The 20,332-nt window shown below is 52.2% G+C and carries 21 protein-coding genes; 9 read left to right on the top strand and 12 right to left on the bottom strand.

All coding sequences use genetic code 11. The annotated features are described in order from the left end of the window. Positions 1-25: 25 nt before the first annotated feature. On the bottom strand, positions 26-1,288 hold the full coding sequence (locus G9Q38_RS01140; protein ID WP_166126982.1) for a flavin-dependent oxidoreductase: 1,263 nt from the start codon (positions 1,286-1,288) through the stop codon (positions 26-28). Between the two features lie 132 nt (positions 1,289-1,420). Next, positions 1,421-1,786 (bottom strand): 5-carboxymethyl-2-hydroxymuconate Delta-isomerase, encoded by a 366-nt coding sequence (locus G9Q38_RS01135; protein WP_166126980.1) that lies wholly within the window; start codon positions 1,784-1,786, stop codon positions 1,421-1,423. Between the two features lie 290 nt (positions 1,787-2,076). On the opposite strand from G9Q38_RS01135, the gene G9Q38_RS01130 reads away from it, so the two are divergent. The 3 genes from G9Q38_RS01130 to G9Q38_RS01120 are packed head-to-tail and all read left to right on the top strand — an operon-like array spanning position 2,077 to position 4,345. Beyond that, entirely contained in the window at positions 2,077-3,309 is a 1,233-nt protein-coding gene (locus tag G9Q38_RS01130; RefSeq protein ID WP_166126977.1) for an aromatic ring-hydroxylating oxygenase subunit alpha, read from the top strand. Continuing rightward, positions 3,299-3,757 (top strand): nuclear transport factor 2 family protein, encoded by a 459-nt coding sequence (locus G9Q38_RS01125; RefSeq protein ID WP_166126974.1) that lies wholly within the window; start codon positions 3,299-3,301, stop codon positions 3,755-3,757. The genes G9Q38_RS01130 and G9Q38_RS01125 overlap by 11 nt, the downstream gene beginning before the upstream one ends. A 42-nt stretch (positions 3,758-3,799) precedes the next feature. Next, positions 3,800-4,345: a VOC family protein gene (locus G9Q38_RS01120; protein ID WP_166126971.1), complete on the top strand. Its 546-nt coding sequence runs from the start codon at positions 3,800-3,802 to the stop codon at positions 4,343-4,345. 4 nt (positions 4,346-4,349) lie between these two features. On the opposite strand, the gene G9Q38_RS01115 is transcribed toward G9Q38_RS01120, so the two are convergent. Continuing rightward, positions 4,350-5,408 (bottom strand): YeiH family protein, encoded by a 1,059-nt coding sequence (locus G9Q38_RS01115; protein ID WP_166126967.1) that lies wholly within the window; start codon positions 5,406-5,408, stop codon positions 4,350-4,352. Between the two features lie 98 nt (positions 5,409-5,506). Between G9Q38_RS01115 and G9Q38_RS01110 the strand changes: the two genes are divergently transcribed. Together G9Q38_RS01110 and G9Q38_RS01105 are read left to right on the top strand one after the other, a co-directional pair. Beyond that, positions 5,507-6,436, top strand: coding sequence for a LysR family transcriptional regulator (locus G9Q38_RS01110; protein WP_166126965.1), 930 nt, complete (start codon positions 5,507-5,509; stop codon positions 6,434-6,436). A 25-nt stretch (positions 6,437-6,461) separates the two neighbouring features. Further along, on the top strand, positions 6,462-7,214 hold the full coding sequence (locus G9Q38_RS01105) for an IclR family transcriptional regulator (protein ID WP_166126962.1): 753 nt from the start codon (positions 6,462-6,464) through the stop codon (positions 7,212-7,214). A gap of 62 nt (positions 7,215-7,276) precedes the next feature. On the opposite strand, the gene G9Q38_RS01100 is transcribed toward G9Q38_RS01105, so the two are convergent. The 7 genes from G9Q38_RS01100 to G9Q38_RS01070 all read right to left on the bottom strand — a co-directional run bounded on the left by G9Q38_RS01100 (position 7,277) and on the right by G9Q38_RS01070 (position 13,442). Next, positions 7,277-8,578 (bottom strand): TRAP transporter large permease, encoded by a 1,302-nt coding sequence (locus tag G9Q38_RS01100; protein WP_166126959.1) that lies wholly within the window; start codon positions 8,576-8,578, stop codon positions 7,277-7,279. A 27-nt stretch (positions 8,579-8,605) separates the two neighbouring features. Then, the gene (locus G9Q38_RS01095; protein ID WP_166126956.1) at positions 8,606-9,121 is read right to left on the bottom strand and encodes a TRAP transporter small permease subunit; all 516 of its coding nucleotides are present in this window, start codon (positions 9,119-9,121) and stop codon (positions 8,606-8,608) included. Then, complete coding sequence (locus G9Q38_RS01090; protein WP_166126954.1) at positions 9,121-10,131, bottom strand: TRAP transporter substrate-binding protein; 1,011 nt, start codon at positions 10,129-10,131, stop codon at positions 9,121-9,123. The genes G9Q38_RS01095 and G9Q38_RS01090 overlap by 1 nt, the downstream gene beginning before the upstream one ends. Before the next feature lie 144 nt (positions 10,132-10,275). After that, positions 10,276-11,544 carry an MFS transporter gene (locus tag G9Q38_RS01085; RefSeq protein ID WP_166126951.1) on the bottom strand — a complete coding sequence of 423 codons (1,269 nt, stop codon included), beginning with the start codon at positions 11,542-11,544 and terminating at the stop codon, positions 10,276-10,278. Between the two features lie 12 nt (positions 11,545-11,556). Then, entirely contained in the window at positions 11,557-12,219 is a 663-nt protein-coding gene (locus G9Q38_RS01080) for an MBL fold metallo-hydrolase (RefSeq protein WP_228276166.1), read from the bottom strand. A gap of 78 nt (positions 12,220-12,297) precedes the next feature. Continuing rightward, complete coding sequence (locus tag G9Q38_RS01075; RefSeq protein ID WP_166126946.1) at positions 12,298-12,975, bottom strand: ArsR/SmtB family transcription factor; 678 nt, start codon at positions 12,973-12,975, stop codon at positions 12,298-12,300. Between the two features lie 170 nt (positions 12,976-13,145). Continuing rightward, positions 13,146-13,442, bottom strand: a complete 297-nt coding sequence (locus G9Q38_RS01070) for an acylphosphatase (RefSeq protein ID WP_370523898.1) — start codon at positions 13,440-13,442, stop codon at positions 13,146-13,148. A 159-nt stretch (positions 13,443-13,601) separates the two neighbouring features. On the opposite strand from G9Q38_RS01070, the gene G9Q38_RS01065 reads away from it, so the two are divergent. Then, the gene (locus G9Q38_RS01065) at positions 13,602-16,058 is read left to right on the top strand and encodes a mechanosensitive ion channel domain-containing protein (protein WP_166126941.1); all 2,457 of its coding nucleotides are present in this window, start codon (positions 13,602-13,604) and stop codon (positions 16,056-16,058) included. Positions 16,059-16,104: 46 nt separating this feature from the next. On the opposite strand, the gene G9Q38_RS01060 is transcribed toward G9Q38_RS01065, so the two are convergent. Both G9Q38_RS01060 and G9Q38_RS01055 read right to left on the bottom strand, forming a co-directional pair. Next, the gene (locus tag G9Q38_RS01060) at positions 16,105-16,509 is read right to left on the bottom strand and encodes a GFA family protein (protein WP_114419366.1); all 405 of its coding nucleotides are present in this window, start codon (positions 16,507-16,509) and stop codon (positions 16,105-16,107) included. A 57-nt stretch (positions 16,510-16,566) separates the two neighbouring features. Continuing rightward, the gene (locus G9Q38_RS01055) at positions 16,567-17,583 is read right to left on the bottom strand and encodes an AraC family transcriptional regulator (protein WP_205962321.1); all 1,017 of its coding nucleotides are present in this window, start codon (positions 17,581-17,583) and stop codon (positions 16,567-16,569) included. A 186-nt stretch (positions 17,584-17,769) separates the two neighbouring features. Between G9Q38_RS01055 and G9Q38_RS01050 the strand changes: the two genes are divergently transcribed. From G9Q38_RS01050 to G9Q38_RS01040, 3 genes are all read left to right on the top strand, one after another. Next, complete coding sequence (locus G9Q38_RS01050) at positions 17,770-18,375, top strand: cysteine hydrolase family protein (RefSeq protein WP_166126935.1); 606 nt, start codon at positions 17,770-17,772, stop codon at positions 18,373-18,375. Between the two features lie 94 nt (positions 18,376-18,469). Then, entirely contained in the window at positions 18,470-19,795 is a 1,326-nt protein-coding gene (locus G9Q38_RS01045) for an aromatic ring-hydroxylating dioxygenase subunit alpha (RefSeq protein WP_166126932.1), read from the top strand. A gap of 1 nt (position 19,796) precedes the next feature. Beyond that, positions 19,797-20,330: an aromatic-ring-hydroxylating dioxygenase subunit beta gene (locus G9Q38_RS01040; RefSeq protein ID WP_114419369.1), complete on the top strand. Its 534-nt coding sequence runs from the start codon at positions 19,797-19,799 to the stop codon at positions 20,328-20,330. Positions 20,331-20,332: the final 2 nt, after the last annotated feature.

The following is a 20,332-nucleotide window of genomic DNA, read 5'->3' as shown; positions in this document are numbered from 1 at the left end:
AGCTGCATGGAGTTTACTTGCGGCGCTAATTTGTTTTCCCCGAACCCGATGAAGAGCCGGCTGCCACTTGCTCGTTCGAGAACCCAGCCAACTTGGCATAACCATGCACAATGGCTTTTCGCTCGGCAAACGGCAGAATGGCTTCAAGGTCATTAAAAGGTTCTGGAGAGAGCTTTTCTACCGCGTTGATGACACGCTCGGGCCCACCGCTGCGGTTGGTCGCAACAATTTCATTTACGATCGGCAAGCGCTCGTTTTCGTAACCCTCGAACGCCTTGACCACAGACGATTCCTTACTCAACCACTCCGACAATACCTTGCTGTCAAGAATGGCTTGCGCTGCGCCATTAGCCCCAAATGGATACATAGAATGCGCTGCATCGCCCATCAGTGTGACACGGCCGAAACTCCAGCGCGGAAGCGGGTCGCGATCGCACATGGGGAATTCCCAGAACATGGGTGTGGCGGCCACCAGCGCTTCGATATCCACTTCGGGAATGGTAAACACTTTCAGAAGCTCTTGAACGTCGGCCAGGCGCGCTTGCCGATCCCACTCTTCGCGTGCAGGTGGCGGCCCGCCGGGTTCGGCCCGGCGTACGACCGTGGCCCAGTTTGTCAGTTGTATGCCGGGTTTCGATCCCGCTGCCATCGGGTAGCACACAAACTTGGCATCCATGCCGCCCGTGTTCAAGTAAGTACGGCCGTCCAGGAAGGTGGGCCATTCCGCCGAGCCGCGCCACAGCATCAGGCCGCTCCAGCGCGGCGTACCTTCTTCTGGATAGAAATGCTGCCTTACAGCAGAGTGAATGCCGTCTGCGCCGATCAAGGCGTCTGCGTTGGCTTTGATGATGCTGCCATCAGCCCGACGGAATTGCGCAACGACGCCGTCGGCGGTCTCTTCCACGCTTTCGAATGCGGCATCAAGATGCAGTGCGCCGGGCAGGCGTTCCTCGACCGCGTCTACCAGAACACGCTGGAGGTATCCGCGATGAAGGGCAAACTGCGGTACGTCGTATCCAGCCGCCAATCCGCGCGGTTCGTCCCATACATTCTGCCCATGTCGTGTACGGAAATAAGTGTGCTCGATGCGCACACCCACCTCATCAAGTGCAGGTAGTACACCCAGTTCCTCCATCACCTTGGATGCATGTGGAAGCAGCATCAGGCCTACGCCCTGTTGCAACAGTTTCGGAACCTTCTCGTAAATTTCGCAATCTACGCCTTGATGATGCAGCGCGAGGGCTGTCGATAATCCACCGATCCCTGCTCCAACGATAATGACTTTCATCGGACACTTCCTTTAGTAAGGCAAACCACAGCTATTAACGATTTATATTCGTTATTGGTTTTTCGTGTCAATACCGAATTTAGTTCGTTTACAGCTAAACAGCCTTAGGGTCAGGTGGATGAGTGCTGATTGTTACGTCATCTTAACCTTCCGATAGCTCCCTCGGTCGATATCGACCACCTCCACGCTCAGGTGCACAGTCATTTCGTTGCCAAACTGCGGCATGTGTTCCAGCATGCCATCGGTAACGCGCTGGCTGAAATCTTGTTTGGCCTGCTCGTTGCGGCCTGCCATAATTCGAACCGTTACGTGAATGAATCCACGCCCCCTGTCTTCCAGCCCAACGCGAAAGTGGTCGGCGCGCACCACACGTGCTTTCAAGTCGGCTTCGTCTTGTACTTCGGTGCTTTCAGCCAAACGTCGTGTAACGGCGTCTAGCATGGCGTTAAAGGGCAGGTCTGTTAGGTTGGGGGTGTATTCAATAACGATATGGGGCATGGATGCAGGGGAAGATGGTTAGTGGAAATGAAAGTTTAACGCCAGGGCGAACCCCATTCCCAAGCGAGTTGAAGCAATTCGATTTGGGAATGGGGTTACTGTTTGTGGCTGCGCGCGCTTCGCGTCATGCACAGTAAGCAGAAAGCGCCGTCGATATCAGTACTTTCACTTATTGTTGAGTTTGGGCCAAAGGCATACATTAATAATGAAACAGTGTTTCTACATGCGAAACGAATTTAAAGGTGATGGTCTGTAATCCATGCCTCTTGTTTAGCCATTAAGGAAACTTCATGGACACTTTAAGCTCGCCTGCTTCCGCACTCGGCTGGGATTGGGATCGTGTTCCGGGTTTGCCGCGTACGCATTACCTCGACAACCGTATGTACACACACGAGGCCCTTTTCAACGATGAAAAGGAAAAGATTTTCAAAGCGCAGTGGAAGTTCGCCTGCCATGAAAGCGAAGTTCCGGAACCCGGAAGGTACCGGGTCATCAACGTTGCCGATACATCGGTTGCCATTATTCGGGGCACCGACAATACCCTGCGTGCGTTCTTGAATATCTGCCCACACCGAGGCGCAAAATTATTGCGCGATGTTCAAGGCACCATTAAAGGCGATCGCACCACGTGTTTTTATCATCACTGGACGTTCACCACTGCGGGTCAGTGCACAACGATACCGTTGCCTCAGGGGTATCCAAACGAGGCAATTAACGCAGACAATGTGCACTTAAAGGCGGTGAATCTCGACACTATTCACGGCCTTATCTTTGTCAATCTATCAAGCCAACCAAGCCAAACGCTGAAAGATTTTATAGGTTCTGCCATGGATCAGATTCAGGCACCCCTTGGCGATCTTGAGGTTTTTCATTATCACCGCGTGTTGGTTAAAGCGAACTGGAAGCTCTTTGTTGAGACAAATTGCGAGGGCTATCACGAGCTGCTGCATTTACTTAACCGCACGACAGCGTTGTCGCAGCCGACTTATTTAAAACGGAAATGGTTGCTTCATCCCAATGGGCACCATACCTTCCAGCCGGCCAATATTGCGTACAACAAGCTTAAGTTGGGCGATCGGGGTACCGACACGCTGAACGGCATGACACCAAATATGCATGTGGTTACCGACATTTTTCCCGATGTCATGATCAATGTGCGATCGACTGTTGTACGAATCGACTCTCTGATTCCGGTCGAACCAGGGCTGACAATTCTGGAGTGTCGTGGCTTGGGGCCTAAATCGGACACCGAAACCCAGCGTCGCGCCCGGGTCAAGCAGCACAACCAGGTTTGGGGGCCAATGGGGCGCAACCTTCCCGAGGACATTTGGGCCATTGAGACGCAGTGGGCGAACATGACGGCGCACGAGTATCCGTATTCCTTGGTTGCGCGTGAAGACAACGACCAGGCGACAGACGACTCGCCCGTTCGCAGTTTCTATGCAAAATGGCAACAGCTTGTCGGTGTTTCGTCTTTTGATATTCATACACCATTCAAAAACGGAGCCGCACATGAACAATGAGCAACGCGCTGCAATAACCGAAAGCTTATTAGCCTCGGGACGTTATTTGGACCAAGGTGATTTTGCATCTTACTTGTCACTGTTTACCGACGACGGGGAATACCAGCTTGTTTCCAAAGTGCCCGAAATAGATGGCCTGGCAACGTGGATTGATCTGGACAAATCCGAGCTTCAGAATTTGCTGGACATGGCGCCGCGTCATTTGTGGAATAACGGGTTGCGTACCCATCAGATCAGCCCACCTTCGTTTCGCTTTTCGGAATCGGAAACACACACGGTTGCGACCGTTTCGGTTTTTCGCACTTGCTCAGAGGGCACGACTTCGGTTTATGCAGTAGGTCACTATCATGACTGCTGGACACTGGAGTCCTCGGGTTGGCGCTTGAAGAAACGAATCGTGCAATTGGCAACGCGTAATCTCGCGCCACCATCAGCTCTTCCATTATGATGCGCCGCCCCAAACAGGGGTTTACTTACGTTAGGAGAAGTAATGAATACATCTGACAAGTCTGGTCTTCCTGGCCTGCTTCACGTAGACCATGTCGCCTTGACCGTTCCCGATCTTGATACCGCAGTTGCTTTCTATACTGATGTGATTGGGGGTGTTGAGCTTTACCGGTTGGGGCCGTTCGACGCGCGTGAAATGCCACGCATGCCCGATGGAAAAGACTGGTGTGAGGCCCATGTGAACGTTGCTGACGCCCGCCTGATGATTGCGATGCTGCAAATTGGCCCAACAATTATGTTAGAGCTGTTTCAGTATGATCGCCCTACGACGCGTAATACGACACCACCGCGAAACTGTGATCTTGGTGGCCATCATATTGCTTTCAAAGTTACAAACCTAGCGGCTGCGGTTGAGTACCTTGAAAAGCATGATGTGCGTGTTATGAGTGGCCCTATTCAAATGGACGAAGGCCCATGCGCCGGCTTGCAAGTCAGGTACTTCCTTGACCCCTGGGGTAACCAGTTGGAGTTGGTGCAGTACGAACGCCAGGCTTTTGAGGCGACAAGCCCTGTTTCAATTTACCGCTAACGAATCACAGCAGTTCTGTAAAGCCAAGGTTAATTAGGTAGCCACCAAGGGATAGGAAAAGAAACAACACGGCAGCGAGCCCGAAAGGTTTGAGCCCCACGCGGTGCAACGATTTCAGGTTCGTGCTTAGGCCCAGTGCTGTCATGGCCATTGCCAGTATGAAATCGTCGATCTTAATGACCGTGGCGGTGAGCTCAAGGGAAATGGGCCAAGTTGAATTGATGGCAATCACCAAAACAAACAGAACCGCAAACCAGGGCACCGTAACGTTCTGAACGCCGGTTCTCTGTTTGTTTGCTTCAGTTTTCTTTCCCAATATAAGCAGCAGGAATAAAAAAGGAACAAGCAGCATGACGCGAAACATCTTTTCGATCACGGCGGTTTCAGTGGCCTGATCACCTAACGCGTTAGCGGCCGCCACAACTTGAGCCACTTCGTGCACGGTTGACCCAACATAGATACCGTATTCGTTGGGGCTCATTTCCAGGTAAGGAAATAACTGGGGATAGGCAAACATTGAAATGGTGCCAAAGATGACGACGGTCGCCACAGCGACAGATACTTTCTCGGCTTTTGCCTTGGTGATGGACTCGGTTGCCAAGATGGCAGCCGCACCGCAAATTGCACTGCCTGCACCAATAAGCAAGCAGGTTTCATTGTCTATTTTGAAGAGTTTCTTACCCAATAACAGGGCGATTGTTAGCGTGAGTACGACGATAGATAGGCCAATTGCGATTCCCGAAAGGCCCAACTCGTAAATCTGCTGCACGCTTACGCGAAAACCGTAAAGAATGATGCCGAGTCTTAATAATGTCGACTTCGAAAAGACAACACCTTGGGTGAATCGATGGGCATAAGGGGGGAATATAGAGTTACCCGCCAACAGGCCAATGACCATAGCGATTGTTAAAGGGCCAAGCCCCATGCGTTGCACCCATGTGTTTTCGGCGATATACAGGCCCAGAAGGGCCAGGAGCGTGACAAGAAGCAACCCGCTGATAAGCCCGGAGAAACCGGGTGTGAAATATTCTTCTAGTTTTTTACAGGCTGCTGATGCGTTCACTGACTGGGCTTTAACAAAGGTTTTAATGTCCGCACAGTCTATAATTTTGAAAGAGATATTTCTATTGGTTATATCTCATGGGGCAATAAGATTTAGTTATGAAATTAAATTTGCATCTTACGCGCATCTTTTTTACTGTCGTTCGCGAAAATAGTTTTTCCAAAGCCGCCAGAGTTCTTTTCGTAAGTCAGCCCGCTGTTTCCAAAGCAGTACGTGAACTGGAAAGCCAACTGGGCTTAGACCTGCTTGAAAGAACTGCGGGTGGGCAAACAAAGAATGGAAAGCTGCGGCTAACAGACAGCGGACGTGCGCTTTACGCCCGTGCCCGTGAAATATTTGCACTAGAACAGTTGGCTGTTAACGACCTGGAAGAACACCTGTCTGCTTCTAAAGGCAGGTTAACCATTGGCGCCAGCACAACCGTTGCTAGCTATTGGCTTCCCCCTTTATTAGCGCGCTATAAAGAGGGGCACGAAGATGTTGCGTTGCGCGTTGTTGTAGGGAACACCGAGTCAATATGCCATGATCTGAAGGAGTATCGGATAGACTTGGCTGTTATCGAAGGTACAACGGAAGATCCGCTCATTCTGTCTAAAGACGTATTAACCGAGAAGCTCAATTTAATTGCGCCGGCGTGCTTTCAGCTTTCTACCAATCAGCATGATGCGATGGCCCAATTGAATAGCGCGGTATGGCTGGTTCGGGAGCGAGGATCGGGAACACGTACCGTTACCGAAAGCCTATTGCAAGCGAATCATATCGTACCGTCGGGAACAATTGAATTCGGCAGCAACGAAGGAATTGCCCGGGCTGTATCTCACGGGTTGGGGGTAGCAATGTTGCCCAATGTGGTCACGCAAGAGCTTGCCGAGCTGGGTAGAATCAAGACGCTGGCGCCTCCTTTTCTGCCAGAATTTCAGCGTAAGCTGAAATTACTAACCAGAGTGAACAGTACGCTTTCGCCTGTTGCTGAAGCTTTTGCGCGCCAAATTATTACCTCGCCGCCCGACATACAAAGCGTGTCTTAGTTATTTTTAACGGAACTTGGGTTATATGACGAAAGTGAGCCGCCAGTCAGCTATTGATAAAGCGCTTGAAATTCTTTTTTGTGTCGCCGATCAGTCTCGCGATGTGGGGGTTTCAGAGATTACCGAAATACTTGGATCCGACAAGGCGACCGTTTTCAGGGCGTTAAAGGCACTTGAAAAGTACGGGCTTATCGAGCAGAACGAAGAGACAAAGAAATATCGGCTTGGCTTGCGCACTGTCAATCTTGCCGGTCAGAAGCTGCGTGGTATGTCGGTTGCCTCAAGAGCGCAACCCTTTCTTAATCGGCTTGCCCAGGAAACGCAAGAGACAGTGCAATTGTCGGTTCGTAGTGGCGACAACGTTCTGTATCTTTCAGTGTTCGAGACGCCACAGCCCATGCGGGTGGCATCGGAAGTGGGAACGCTTGCGCCGCTACATTGTACGGCCGCAGGCAAGCTTTTTTTAGCGTTCGACGAAACTGACCTTCATGATTTTGTTGCCCGCGCTCCGCTGGAAAGGCGTACCGACAAAACCATTACCGACATCAACGCACTAGAAAAAGACATTGAACTGGTGCGTAGCCGGGGATGGAGTATGGATGACGAGGAGTTGCTGGCGCACTTGCGAGTGGTAGCGGCACCTATTCGGGATTTTGCTGGAAAAATCACCGCCGCCATTGCGGTGGGTGGCCCCACCCCACGTGTTTCGCCAGAGAAAATGGAAGAAATGGTAAAGGCTGTTATGGAAACAGCCCACCAAATTTCAGGGCATCTTTAACACAGTGTTAATGCATGATGATGCCCTGTTAAACAGCCTAAACGAGCTTATAAAAATGGCTGTTATTGCAGCATTCTAGGAAGATATAGAACTGTGTCGGGATAAAGCCATATTAAGGCGACGCAGAAAACAAAGCTAAATAAAAAGTAGAAAACACTTTTAAATATAGCGCCTATTTTTATGTCTGGCGCAAGTGCGCTGACCACAAACACGTTCACCCCAACGGGCGGGCTAACAGACCCTATTGTGGTCACAATAACCAGCATCATGCTGAACCAAATTGGGTCGAAGCCCAGTGCAGCTGAAAGCGGGAAAAATATGGGTAGCGTGACCACTAGAAAACCCAGCGCATCAACAAAAGCCCCGCCAACAAGGTAAATTAATAAAATGGCAAGCAAGATGAGGTCGGGTGATACCGGAAGGGCTGTGACCCAGGCTGCCAGCTCTGAGGGTAAGCGCGTAAGTGTTAAAAATCGCCCAAATACAACTGCTGCAGTTATTAGCGCAATAACCATAGCCGATATTCGCAACGACTCCATTACGGCTTCGATAATGCGAGGAATAGTCAGGCCTCCGCGAACTAAGCCAATGACGAGCGCGCCGAAGGCACCCGTCGCGCCTGCCTCGGTTGGCGTGAAAAGCCCGGCGTAGAGCCCCCCTATTACAAAACTAAACAGGGCTAAAGTTTCCAGTACACTAAGCCCAGCGATGAGTTTTTCTTTTAACGTGGTGACTGGGCCCTTTGGTGCTGCTTTAGGGTCGCGCCAGCACATAAAGGCGATGGTGCCGATAAATAGTACCGTCAGCAAAATGCCCGGGACAATGCCGGCAAGGAATAACGCCAGAATAGATTGTTCTGTTTGAATGCCGATGACAATCATCACCACGCTAGGCGGTATGACTGCCCCTAGTGTGCCGCCAACTGCAACTGAGCTGGCGCTGAGCGCACGCGAGTAGCCATAGCGTTTCATTTCCGGTAGCGCGATCATGCCCATGGTGGCACTGGCTGCCGCGTTAGATCCGCATATTGTCGAAAAACCTGCCGATGCGACGATTGTAGAAGAGGCAAGCCCGCCGGGCGCGCGGCCCAGCCAGCTATAGGCTGCAGCGTAAAGCCGTTCGGTAATTCCAGAACGAAAAGCAAGTTGGCCCATTAGAACAAATAACGGAATGACACTTAGGCTGTAGGACGAAAACTGCTCCCAAACCGTTGTAGAGACCAAATGTGTTGCAGCGGAAAAAGATAATAAAGATGCGATGCCTGCCGCGCCAGCTAATAACATTGCAAACGCAATTGGCATACCAATTGCCATAAGCACAAACATGCCGACCAGGCCTAGCAAGGCCATGTGAATCGTTTCCATTCAGTTACCGATCCCTTGACGAGAGTCCTAAGTTTTTTTGGGTTGAATAATCGTTGTGAATGAACGAACACAATCTGCCAGCAATGCAAGGCCAAGCGCCCCCATGCCTGCAGCCAGAATGAGCACCCAAGGGTATATCAAGAGGCGCGATGTTTCAGAGAGCGAGCCAGAGGCTTTCTGAATAATGCCCAACCGGAAGGTATAGTACGTTAGCAATACAACAAGAAGAAGAGAAAGAATCGAGCTAATGAACTCGGCCGCTGCGGCGGCTCTACCTTGAAACCGTTCACTGATAGCGGTAATGGCAACGTGGCCTTTATGGAGTTGTACATACCCCAGGGAAAGGCCCATTGCCATTGCGGATAGCCAGCCGATAAATTCGAATGAGCCTGCTATTTGCATGCCCATTTTGCGAAGCGCTACATCGACAACGGTAAGAAACATTAAGCCCAGCATTGCTGTCGCAGCTAGGGCAGCAAACCCTTTGTTAACAACCTGGTTCAGCTGCCCTAGAAGAGACTGATCAGAATCTATCAGTTTCATTATTTCTTCTGAAGTTCTTTGATGCGTTCTATGTATTGCTTGGCTGGCAGACCTTTCGCCTCTGTGGCGACAATCCACTCTTCAACGATTGGTTCCATTTTGGCGTCCCAGCGCGCGGTTTCTTCATCGGAAAGTGTCAGGATAGTTAGGCCTTGTTCTTTTTGGGCCCATTCCAACGCGCCGTTCACGTTTTCTTCATCGTGATAGCGACCTGTCCAGGCATGCATTTCCTCGCCCAGTTCATCGAACACTTTCTTAACGTCATCGGGCAGGGCGTCCCATTTTTTCTTATCCATAACCGCGGCAAAAGTGGATACAACCATGGGGTATTCGGTGACGTATTTCAAGTTCTCTGCCAAACGGAAATCACGGAGGACTTCCCTTGATGTCATCGTGCCGTCGATGACGCCAGTTTGAACGGCCTGGGGAACGTCTGGCATGCTCATGCCGACTGCTGAGCCACCCAGGGCCTCGATAACAGGCACACCGCTACCGGTTGCACGTAATCGCATGTTGGCAAGGTCTTCAGTGTTGCGCACAGGCTCCTTCGATTGTATGTGCCCAGGTTCCGAAGTGAACATTGCAAGCACCTTGAAATTTTCGAACTCTTTCGGTTGGAATTCTTTAGTGACTTCCCATAGAACACGGCTGGCCTCAGTGGCGTTTTCAAAGCCTAGAGGAAGCGCCATGCCGGAAGTGAGTGGAAAGCGGCCCGGATCATAGGAAGGTGCGGACAAGCCGATATCGGTTACCCCCATGGTTACGCCGTCCCACATTTCTCGGGCGCCCAATAGGCTGCCACCAGGAAATGTTTCAACTTTGACTTTGCCATTGGTGCGTTTATTAACTTCTTCGGCCCAATGCGTCATTTGTTTGCCAGGGAAAGTGCCTGCCGGCGCAAAGAAAGCATACTTAAGCGTGATTTCCTCTGACAAGGCTGGGAGAGATACGGTGGCAGCGACGCCAAGAACCAGACCGCGTAAAAGTCGAGATATAGAGAAAGTGGACATGGGGAACCTCGAAAAAGTGACTACGTTAAGCACTACTGAATGATGCGCATGCTTCGAGAGCGAAACGGCGTCTTGCATTGGCAAACGCCGCTTTCAATTACTTTAAAGTTAAACGTTTGTTCAAACAGTTAACAATCGGTGTTTTTACTTATGAAGCGGATGCGTTTCTTCACCCAGCCACCACAGTATCAAGCCGGATACGAACATACATACCGCCACAAACCAGAACGCGGGCTCCATATGGCCGGTGAAATGGGCGGCCAGGCCCAGTCCTAATGCTCCGATGCCGTAGCCTAGATCACGCCAGAAGCGGTAAATGCCGATGGCGGTGCCGCGCCACGATGGATGGGCGATATCCGCTACCGCCGCCGAAAGGTTGGGGTACAGTAAAGCCATGCCGAAGCCTGAAACGGCGGCGCATGCAGCCCACCAGGTCACGCCATGACCCAGCATCATGCCGGCCACACCGGCACCGCACACCCACATGCCCCAAACGTTCAAGCCGTGCCTGCCTATGCGGTCGGAAAGTGTGCCGGTGAATAATTGTGAGCCGCCCCAAACCAGCCCATAGCAGCCAATTATCCAACCGATGTCCGTTAGGCTGACACCGTTCTGATATAAAAACGCCGGGTAGAAAACCCACACCAGGGCGTCAACAAATTTCTCGACCGAGCCGGCTTGGCTTAGCGCCATTAGACGGCGATCCCGCCAACTGGTAAGGATAAAAATTTCTTTGGTCGATAGTGTTTCCGAGACGCCTTTAGGGTGGCTGTATGGCGATATTTGCGCAGATGCAGGTTGATGTGGGTTGATTTCAACTTTGGTCCAAGCCAGTGTGTCTTTAACCCATAGTTGGGTAAGTACCAACGCGACAATAATAATGACCAACCCAAAAATCAGTATTCCTTCACGCGGCCCCCAGTATGACGCCATGTAGGCCGTCACAATACCCGCAAGCGCTACGCCCACATAGCCGGAAAATTCATTCAGCCCTAAGGTGAGGCCGCGCTCTTCGGGGCGGGTGATATCGAGTTTTGATGTTTGGGTCATCGACCAGGTTAATCCTTGGTTAACCCCCAGCAATATCGTGGCCGCCACAATCCAGTTCCAGTTGGATGCGTACCAAATCATAATGGGAATAGGTAAGGCTACAAGCCAGCCCAAAGCCAGTACGTGTTTGCGGCCAATGCGGTCGGATAGCCCCCCGGCAACAAAATTCATCATGCCTTTAACGATGCCGAAGGCGACGACAAATGAACTGAGCAAAAGGAACGAGTTTTTGGGAACGCCGAAATCGGATTCGGCCAACGCGGGGATCACTGTGCGGGTCATGCCAATGGTGAGACCCACGAAAAGTACCTGCAAGAGTTGGTGAAAGAACTGGGATTTATTGTGTTGAATGCCGTGTTTCATATTTTGGTCGCTTCACGGTGCAATATTGGCAGTCATGATTTGGTTCATGTTCGCGGGACGTTCGGGCATATCGGCCGTAAGCGCCTGAATAAAACTCCGGCGGTCCATTGTCAGTAGCGCGTTACAGCGTTTTTCAAAGCCGATGGTTGAAGAGGGTTTTCCGGAGAGCCCCGCGCCACATGCGCTACCCGCCTGATGGCCCGGGAAAATCTCCAGTTCGGATGGAAGGTTCAACAGTTTTTCATGCAGGCTGTCGTACAGCATGCCCGCCATTTCCTGTTCTTGTCCGGCAAGGTCGGGGCGCCCGGTTGCACCTACAAAGAGGGTGTCACCGGTGATGACGAACCAGGGGTCCGGGCCGCGCCGGGCATCCGACACGAGCAAGCACATGCTGTCTAGTGTGTGCCCCGGCGTGTGCAGAACCTGGATGTTGACGTTGCCCAGCTTAAGGACTTGTTCGTTTGATAAGGGTGTGTATTCAAACTTGACGACCGAGCGCGCGCTTTCGTGCAAACAGTATGAAGCGCCAACGCGCTTGGCCAGGGCTTTGCCTCCTGAATAATGATCGGCGTGAATATGCGTGTCGATGACGTAGGCGATTCGTACATTGGCTTGTTCGGCTTGTTCGATGAACCAATCCTCGTCACCTGCTACCACGTCGACGGCCACAGCCATGGCGTGACCCGCACAGCCGAAAAAGTATGAGAGTGAAGATTCCTTGGCAGGAAGTTGTTTGAAGAACATAGTAAGAATTTAAAAAGCAGGTGTTTTTGCGTGTTTAAGCGGCATACCGGCCGATTGCCATTCGGCCACGCCGTCGGAGAGCGTTGTGGCGGTGTAGCCATGATTTTGCAGGAGCTGCGTTGCCTCTTGTGCGAACAGACAAAAGGGGCCGCGACAGTAGGCTACGATTTCTGTGTCTTTCGGCAGTTCGTTAAGGCGGTTGGCTATCTCGCTTAGGGGCATGGAACGGGCAAACGGCAAATGGGCGTGTTCGAACTCGGCGCTTGGCCGTACATCAATGACGATGATTTCACCGCGTTTTGCTTGTGCCATCAGCGCTTTTCGGTCGCATGTGGCGAGTTTGTCGGGAGCTGATGAAATGGTGTCAAGCGCGACGCGTAGCTCTGCCAAATGTTCGTGGGCGACGCTGCGCAGGGTTACCCACAGGCGCCCCACGTCGGGGCCGGCCAGGCGGTAGTACACAAACTTGCCGTCTTTGCGGGTGGTAACCAGACGGGCTTCCTTAAGCACTTTTAAATGTGCACTGGCAAGTTTGATGGTAATAGAGAGTTCATCGGCCAGAACTTCGACCGACTTTTCTTCTTGCGCAAGCAGTTCCAGCAGCTCCAGCCGCTTGGGGCTTGAAGTTGCCTTGCCGATTCGGGCAACCTGTTCATAAAGAAGGTCTTTCAGTATACGTTTTTTCATTCTATCATTCTAAGGATTATTAGAATTAATGGCAACTTAATTTCCGTTGTGTGCGATGCAGGTTAAAGTAGCCGCGTCACAGGTGTTTTTTCGTTATTTGCCGGTTCAGCGATAGATGCTTCCATACTCAAAGTGGTGGAAGGCGTAAACGATGCGACGGCGGTGTTCGCCTAAATTTGCTCGAACCGGTCGAAACGTCGCTCAGTAACAACTTCATTTGTGTCGATTTGATCGACACGCGCCGGGGGCGGGCCCATTAACAACCACGACAACATTTGGTCGATGACGTCGTGTGGCCCTTGCAGCAACGCTTCAACTGAACCGTCGTGATTATTGCGAACCCAGCCGGTTAGCTTCAAGAGGTGCGCTTGACGCACGGTGGCAGCCCTGAAGCCCACACCTTGTACGCGGCCGGTTACCGTTACGTTAACTGTTTCAACGTTGTCGAAGGAATGAAGTTTTTGCATGGCCGACATTATATATAGCCTGTGCTGCATTCCACGCTTCGCCTCGTGTAGTACATCTGGTGTGGGTTTTACCGTATAAGCGACGATGTTACCCTGTAAAGCGATAACCGCAGCGGCTTGACCGTTTCGGATGTTCGAATCAAAGCAAGGGGATGGGTAGTGAATTGTCGCAACGGTGAGGGCGTTTTCGTCGTCCAGGTGCAGGCTTTATTGGTTTGTGTTTTTTTTCTAGGTCTTTTTGCGTTGGCGCCCATTGCAGCGGCCCAACCGGCAAATCCTTCCAGTGTGTCCAGTTCGGCCGAAAAGTCGGTGTCGTCTGAAGGCGAGTCGTCGTCATCGGCCGATACCACGCTTTCGTATGCTGTGTTGGCCGATTTGCTTGCAGACGAAAAGTCACGTAATGCCTTGATAACACAGCTTCGGCAATTGGCAGACGAGCAACCGGGGAATAAGCCCGGGGCTGATCAAGAAAATGCGCAGACTCAAGACGGCGGGGCGGCCCAAGTCGATTCTGATTCCTCCGGTACGTCCACTGAGGCTGAGGCACAATCAATGGAAGGCGCTGCCGGTTCTCTGCAAGCATTTGCCGCCGATATGGCCAATGACTTTTCCCAAACGGCCGCCATGCTTCGTGGGTTATTTGCCGGCGAAGGCATTCATGAGATGAGTGCGGCGCAATGGAAATCGCGTTGGTTGAGTTTGGTGCTGGTAATCGTGAGTACCTTGGTGGCCTTTGGTGTGTTTCGCTTGGCCGCATTGTCGTTTTTCCGCCGGCTGGACGCATGGGTTGAGCGTAACCAGGCGTCCAAGCCAAATAAGCGCTCAGCCCAGCTCATGCCACGTGTTGGTGCGGCTGCAGGTGCGCTGGCCATCGATGCCGTGACGATCCTCTTGGCAGCTTTGGCAGGTTATGGACTATCTTTGTTCATCCAAGAGAAATGGCAGATACCCTCCCTATTGGGTTTGCTCTTTGTCAGCGCTTTCGTTGCCATTGAACTTGCACGGTCGCTATGCCGCGTGGTGTTTGCCGAACGGCATCCCCATTTACGTCTGTGGCGAATGAGCGATACACAAGCCAAATATTGGAGTGGATGGCTGCAACGCATTATTAGTATTACTGGCTACGGCATGCTGGTGGCGGTACCGGTTGTGCAGCAAATGTTAACGCAGTCCATGGGTCGAATTGTTGGTCTGTTTATTATGCTTGGCGTTTATGTATATGCCGTGCGTGTTATTTGGCGCAACCGGCACGATGTGCGCGTGCGAATCGAGCAATGTGCCGAGACGGCCTCTAATGCATTCTTCGCAACGCTGTATCGCATCGCGGGTCGATTATGGCATTGGGTTGGGTTGGCGTACTTTACCGCCTTGCTGGTTGCCACGCAGGCCGACCAACAAAATGCATTGCCTTTCATTACCGAGGCGACATTGCGCACTTTGGTGGTGGCGGGGGTCGCCACCTTGATTGCTGCAATGCTTTCATCATTGCTGGCCCGCAAAATCACGCTTTCGGATGACATTCGAAGCCGGCTTCCTTTGCTTGAGTCACGTCTGAATTCTTATGTGCCCGGCGCGATCCGCCTATTGCGAGGCGTGATTCTGGTGATTGCCGTTTTGTTGATTCTCGACGCCTGGCGCGCCTTTAGCCTTTCTGAATGGTTGTATTCCGCGCAAGGGAGGGCTGCCATCGCGGGCATCGTGCATGTGGCCGTGATTTTGCTGTTTGCCATGGGGATCTGGACGGTTGTTGCCAGCATTATTGAAAGTAAGCTGAATGATGATCCGTCTAACGGGACGACTGAACGACAAAAGACGTTGCTCCTATTGTTCCGAAGCGCTGCCCTGGCTGTGATCGTGACCATGACGGTGCTCATTGTGCTGTCGCAAATTGGCGTGGATATCGGCCCATTAATTGCCGGCGCGGGTGTCATTGGTTTGGCGGTTGGCTTTGGCGCGCAAAAGCTCGTACAAGACATTATTACCGGGGTTTTCATCCAGCTTGAGAATGGCATGAACCACAATGATGTGGTTGAAGTGGCTGGCATTTTCGGTACGGTTGAGAAAATTACCGTGCGCACGGTGGGTATCCGTACGTTGGATGGCGGCTACCACTTAATTCCTTTCTCGGCCATCGACAAAGTGTCTAACCATATGCGTGATTTTGGCTACCATTATGGTGAATATATTATTGCCTATGGTGCCGACGTGGACGAAGCGATCGGCTTGTTGTACGAGGCGTTTGACGAACTGATGCAGGACCCCGAGCTAGCCGGCATGGTGCTCGACAAAATCGACATTCCCGGCGTGACCTCTTTGCACGAACGTGGTTACAACATCCGTGTGTTGATCAAGACCATTCCAGGAATGCAGTGGGCGGTGCAACGTGGCTTCAACAGGCTGGTGCGCAAGCGTTTCGCCGAGGCCGGTATTGATCTGCCCTATCCGCAAACGGTACTGCATTTTGGGAAGCCTCAGCCGGGCGATATTGACCTCCAGACACTGGGTGGTCGGCTGCAAGGCGAGCAGCCGAGTGCCGCAGCGTCAAAACCGTTTAATCCTCAAACACAGGGCCCGGTCCCGTCGGGCCCGGATGTTGGTGGTGGGCCTGATCGCTAACAGGCTCGCAGGTCGCAAGCCCTTATGGGCTTGCGCGTACCTATGGTTATTGTCCTTGTGAGTATTTCGCAAACACTTGTTCTTCGGTTAGCGTCGGTGTTTCATTGGCAAATTCATAATGGTTAGGCTTGTGGTCAATGAATATCTGACTGCGCATTTCAAAGTGCGTGTCATCGTTGAAAAGCCCGGCAGAGAGAATGTATTCGTTGGCTGGAATTAAGTGGTAGAAGAGGTGAGTCCCACAGGAAGGGCAGAAGCCCCTTTCGGCCCAGTCAGATGATCGATATGTGGTGGGCTTTTGTGTGCCGCTGAAACTAACATTGGGGCCGCAGTGTACGGCGAACATGGGCCCGCCTGACCAGCGTCGGCACATACTGCAGTGGCAGACATCGACTTTGTTTTGGTCGTTGGTGGAAACTTCAATTGCGCCGCACAAGCAAAGACCTTTCATAAAAGCGTACTCCGTTGATATGTTTCGCTACGAATGCCAATAGCTTAATTGGCATTTTTACATACAGGGCAAAAACTGATTGCTTGTCGTGTCACGGGGTAGCTCTCCAAACCGTTCTCGATAGTACGCCGAGAAGCGCCCCAAATGCCCGAAGCCATGATCCAGTGCAACGCGGGTGACATTGGCACCTGGGCAGCTTTGCAACTTTTCACGTACGGCATCCAGCCGCATATTGCGCAGCAACACCATGGGCGATACACCATAATATTTGTGGCACAAAGCATTAAGCGAACGGGGGCTTAGGCCCGCTGCCAGCGCCAGGTCGACCAGCGAAATGGGTGCACACAAGCGTTGCCGAATATAAGTTTCCATGCGCTCAAGTGGGGCTGAGTTCCCCTTAAAGGCGCTGTTTGATGCCGGAATGCAGTGGGAAACCTCGGGCTTTCCGGCGTCGGCGGTTTGGTGGGTTAACAGGAACAGCGCAATGGTTTGTTCGAAGTGCGCGAGCCATAAATTATTCAGGCTACCGGTGCCGTTGGGGAGGTCGATGGCTTGTTGAACCAGTGAGTGCCAGATCAGATTAAAGCTGCCATCGAGCTTGAAAGCAGGTGATGTAAAGCCAGTGGCGGCATTGGCGGTACGAGAAGGGGCACCGTTGAAATGCCGGAACAGAAGGTGGTGGGGGACTTTAAGAATAAGCTGTTCGCTGCCCTCCTGCCAGTGAAGACCGAAATGATGCTGCGGAGACAAAACGGCCACGTCCCCCTGGCCGAAGGTTTTTCTGCAGCCGCCGATTTCCACCTCGAATGAGCCGCTTAAAGGGGTTTGTACGAGCGAAAATCCTTTGAACGGGCTGGCCTCTATATTCACCTCTGCGCCGTAGGTGAGTTTCATGACACTGATGTCGTTTAATTTACGTTGGAACAGTGTTGTGTTCACCCGGCCGTGGCCCAGGGTTAGGTCGTGCTCGCTTAATATGCCGCCCAGTTTAGTACGCACTTCAGACGGGGAGTCGGAGTGAAAAACAAGGTGGTTGTTAAGCCTAGACAGGTCGAGGTTTTCCAAGTGTTGCACGGTATTGGCCCGGTGGTTTGAGACGGCAGGGTAAAGGTGGCGCCACTCTGCCACATCCGGTACTTTAGACGTAAAGGAATCGTGAGTGGAATCAGGGACTTCCCGTGGTCTTAAGGGCTTCAGACACCGGGCAGGTAGAAATGGCGCTATCCTTTTCAGTATTGCTACAACCAACTGGGGGAAACCATGAGTAAGCGAGCGGCGGTGATCGCCCTGCATTATCAGAACGAAGTTTTGCACCCCGATGGCAAAATTCGAGTGGGGGTGGATGATGAAGCCGTGCGTGAACGCGTTATTGCCGGGGCCGCCGACATGCTTGCCTTGGCAAGGGAACGACGATGGCCGGTGATGCATGTGCGCATCGCGTTTCGCCCGGATTACGCCGATTGCCCGCGCAATACGCCCATTTTTCGCAAAACGGTTGAGTTGGGTGCGGTTAAGGAGGGAGACTGGGGCACCGAGTTCCTGGCGCAATTGCAACCGTTAGACAATGAACGAGAATTTATTGTTACACATCAACGCCTTAGCGCATTTGTCGGAACGCAGCTTGATCATCTGTTGCGCATGCTGGATGTGCGCCATCTTGTTATCGGTGGTGTGGCGACGCATTCTGTTGTTGAGCATACCGTTCGGGACGCCGCTGATCGGGGTTACGAGGTAACCATTGTCGCCCAGGCATGCGCATCGGGCTCGCCCGAGCTGCACGATGCCGCCTTACGTAGTTTGGCGCTGGTTGCTCAGGTGACCGATGTCCAGAGCCTTGCGCTTGAAAAATCTTATAGTGAGCCATAAGCGGACAATGCATGCCAGTTATGGCTATTGTGCGGTTTCGGGTCGTAATAAATTGACTTTGAAAGAATGACTCTTGAACGGTTCGGAGGACAACATGAGCATTAGCAACGAAGAAATTGCGGGGCTGGTTCGCCCAGATAGTGTGCATAAGCGGGTTTATACCGACCCAGAAATTTTCCAGTTGGAAATGGACCGCATTTATGGCCAGGCGTGGATCTACGTGGGTCATGAAAGCCAGGTAAAGAATCCGGGCGACTATATTACAAGCCGCATCGGCGACCAGGACGTCATCATGACGCGCGACAGCGACGGCAAGATCAATGTGCTGTACAACCGCTGCGCACACAAAGGCGCCCAACTGGTTTCTCAGGGTAGTGGCCATGCGGGTAAATTTCTGCGCTGCCCTTATCATGCGTGGGCTTACAAATTAAGCGGGGAATTGCTGGCAGTGCCCTTGCGCAGGGGAATGGAAGGCACCTCGTTCGACAAATCCCATCCGGATTTTTCCATGCGCCCGCTGGCGCGTGTCGAATCCTTCTGTGGTTTCGTGTTTGCCAGCCAGTCTCCGGAAGGCCCTGATCTGCTTACGTTCCTCGACGGCGCTGCGTCATCTATTCAAAATCTGTGCGATCGTTCGCCCGAAGGCGAGGTTGAAGTGGTGGGCGGTGTGTTCCAGGTGATGCAGGAATCGAACTGGAAAGTGTTTTACGAGAATTTGCACGACACGATGCATGCGCCGATTACACACGAGTCGTCTTTTATGGCGGCGCGCGATGAGGCTGAGTATTTGGGCGAAAAGCCTTTCGAGCTGTTGATTATGGATGGTAACGGCGAGCCTTATGAGTTCTGGGAAAAGCTCGAGTTGCGCGCCTACAAGAATGGCCATGGTTACATGGAGGCTATTTTTGACCCGGCCGCGGCAACGCGCGATCCTGTCTCGCGCGCACACTTTGAATCGCTGGCCAAGGTACACGGCGAGGAAAAGGCACGTGAGATTCTGGGTATGAATCGCCACAACACTGTTATTTACGGCAGCGGTTCACCGCATACGGTGTTCCAGCAGTTTCGCGTTATTCGTCCCATTAGTGCCAATCGAACGCTTATTGAAATACAAACCTTCCGCTTGAAAGGTGCGCCGGATGAGGTTTTTGATCGCGCCTTGACCTATACCAACATTATTAATTCCCCGTCGTCGAATGTCATGCCCGATGATATTGAGGTGTACCGACGTTGCCAGGACGGCAATATGACTCGGGGTGGTGATTGGGTGAGCCAGCATCGTTACGCCGGTACCGACAAAGAAACACCGGAAGGCACGGTGTCGACCAACGGAACCAGCGAATTGCCGATGCGTAACCAGTTTGCGGCCTGGAAACAATACATGTTGTCGGGCGGTAGCGCCCAGTCACAGGAGAAATAAAATGCTGCTTGATCGTACTTTCGATTTTTCCGTCGAACCCGTTGCCACTATTTCACCGTCGCTGGAAACTTATCACAGCATTCAGCAGTACCTTTATCATGAAGCCCGGTTGCTGGATGATCGCAAGCTGGATGAGTGGCTGAAACTCTGGACGCCGGAAGGGCGCTATTGGGTGCCGCGCAAGCAGGGCCAGGAAACCCCGTTCGATCATGTCTCCCTGTTTTGGGAAGACGCCATGCTGCGCGAGGTTCGGGTGCGCCGTGTGAACCACGATCGCAATTGGTCGCAACACCCCCCAACTTATGGCAGCCGCCTGGTTGGCAATGTCATGATCGACGGCACCGACGCCGCCGGCCATATTATTGTGCGTTCCAGCTTGCAGCTCACCGAGTATCGTTTGGAGGCGCGTCAATTAGGCGCAACGGTTTACCATAAACTGGCCGCCACAGATTCGGGCGGGTGGGCCATCCATTTGAAACGGGTCAACCTCACAAACTGTGAAGGTGTGTTCGGTATGCTGGACATGCATATTTAAAG

The sequence above is a fragment of the Pusillimonas sp. DMV24BSW_D genome, assembly GCF_011388195.1.
GTDB classification, from domain to species: domain Bacteria; phylum Pseudomonadota; class Gammaproteobacteria; order Burkholderiales; family Burkholderiaceae_B; genus Neopusillimonas; species Neopusillimonas aestuarii.
Note: the sequence above shows the minus strand (reverse complement) of the source record. Positions and strands in the feature narration are given on the sequence as shown.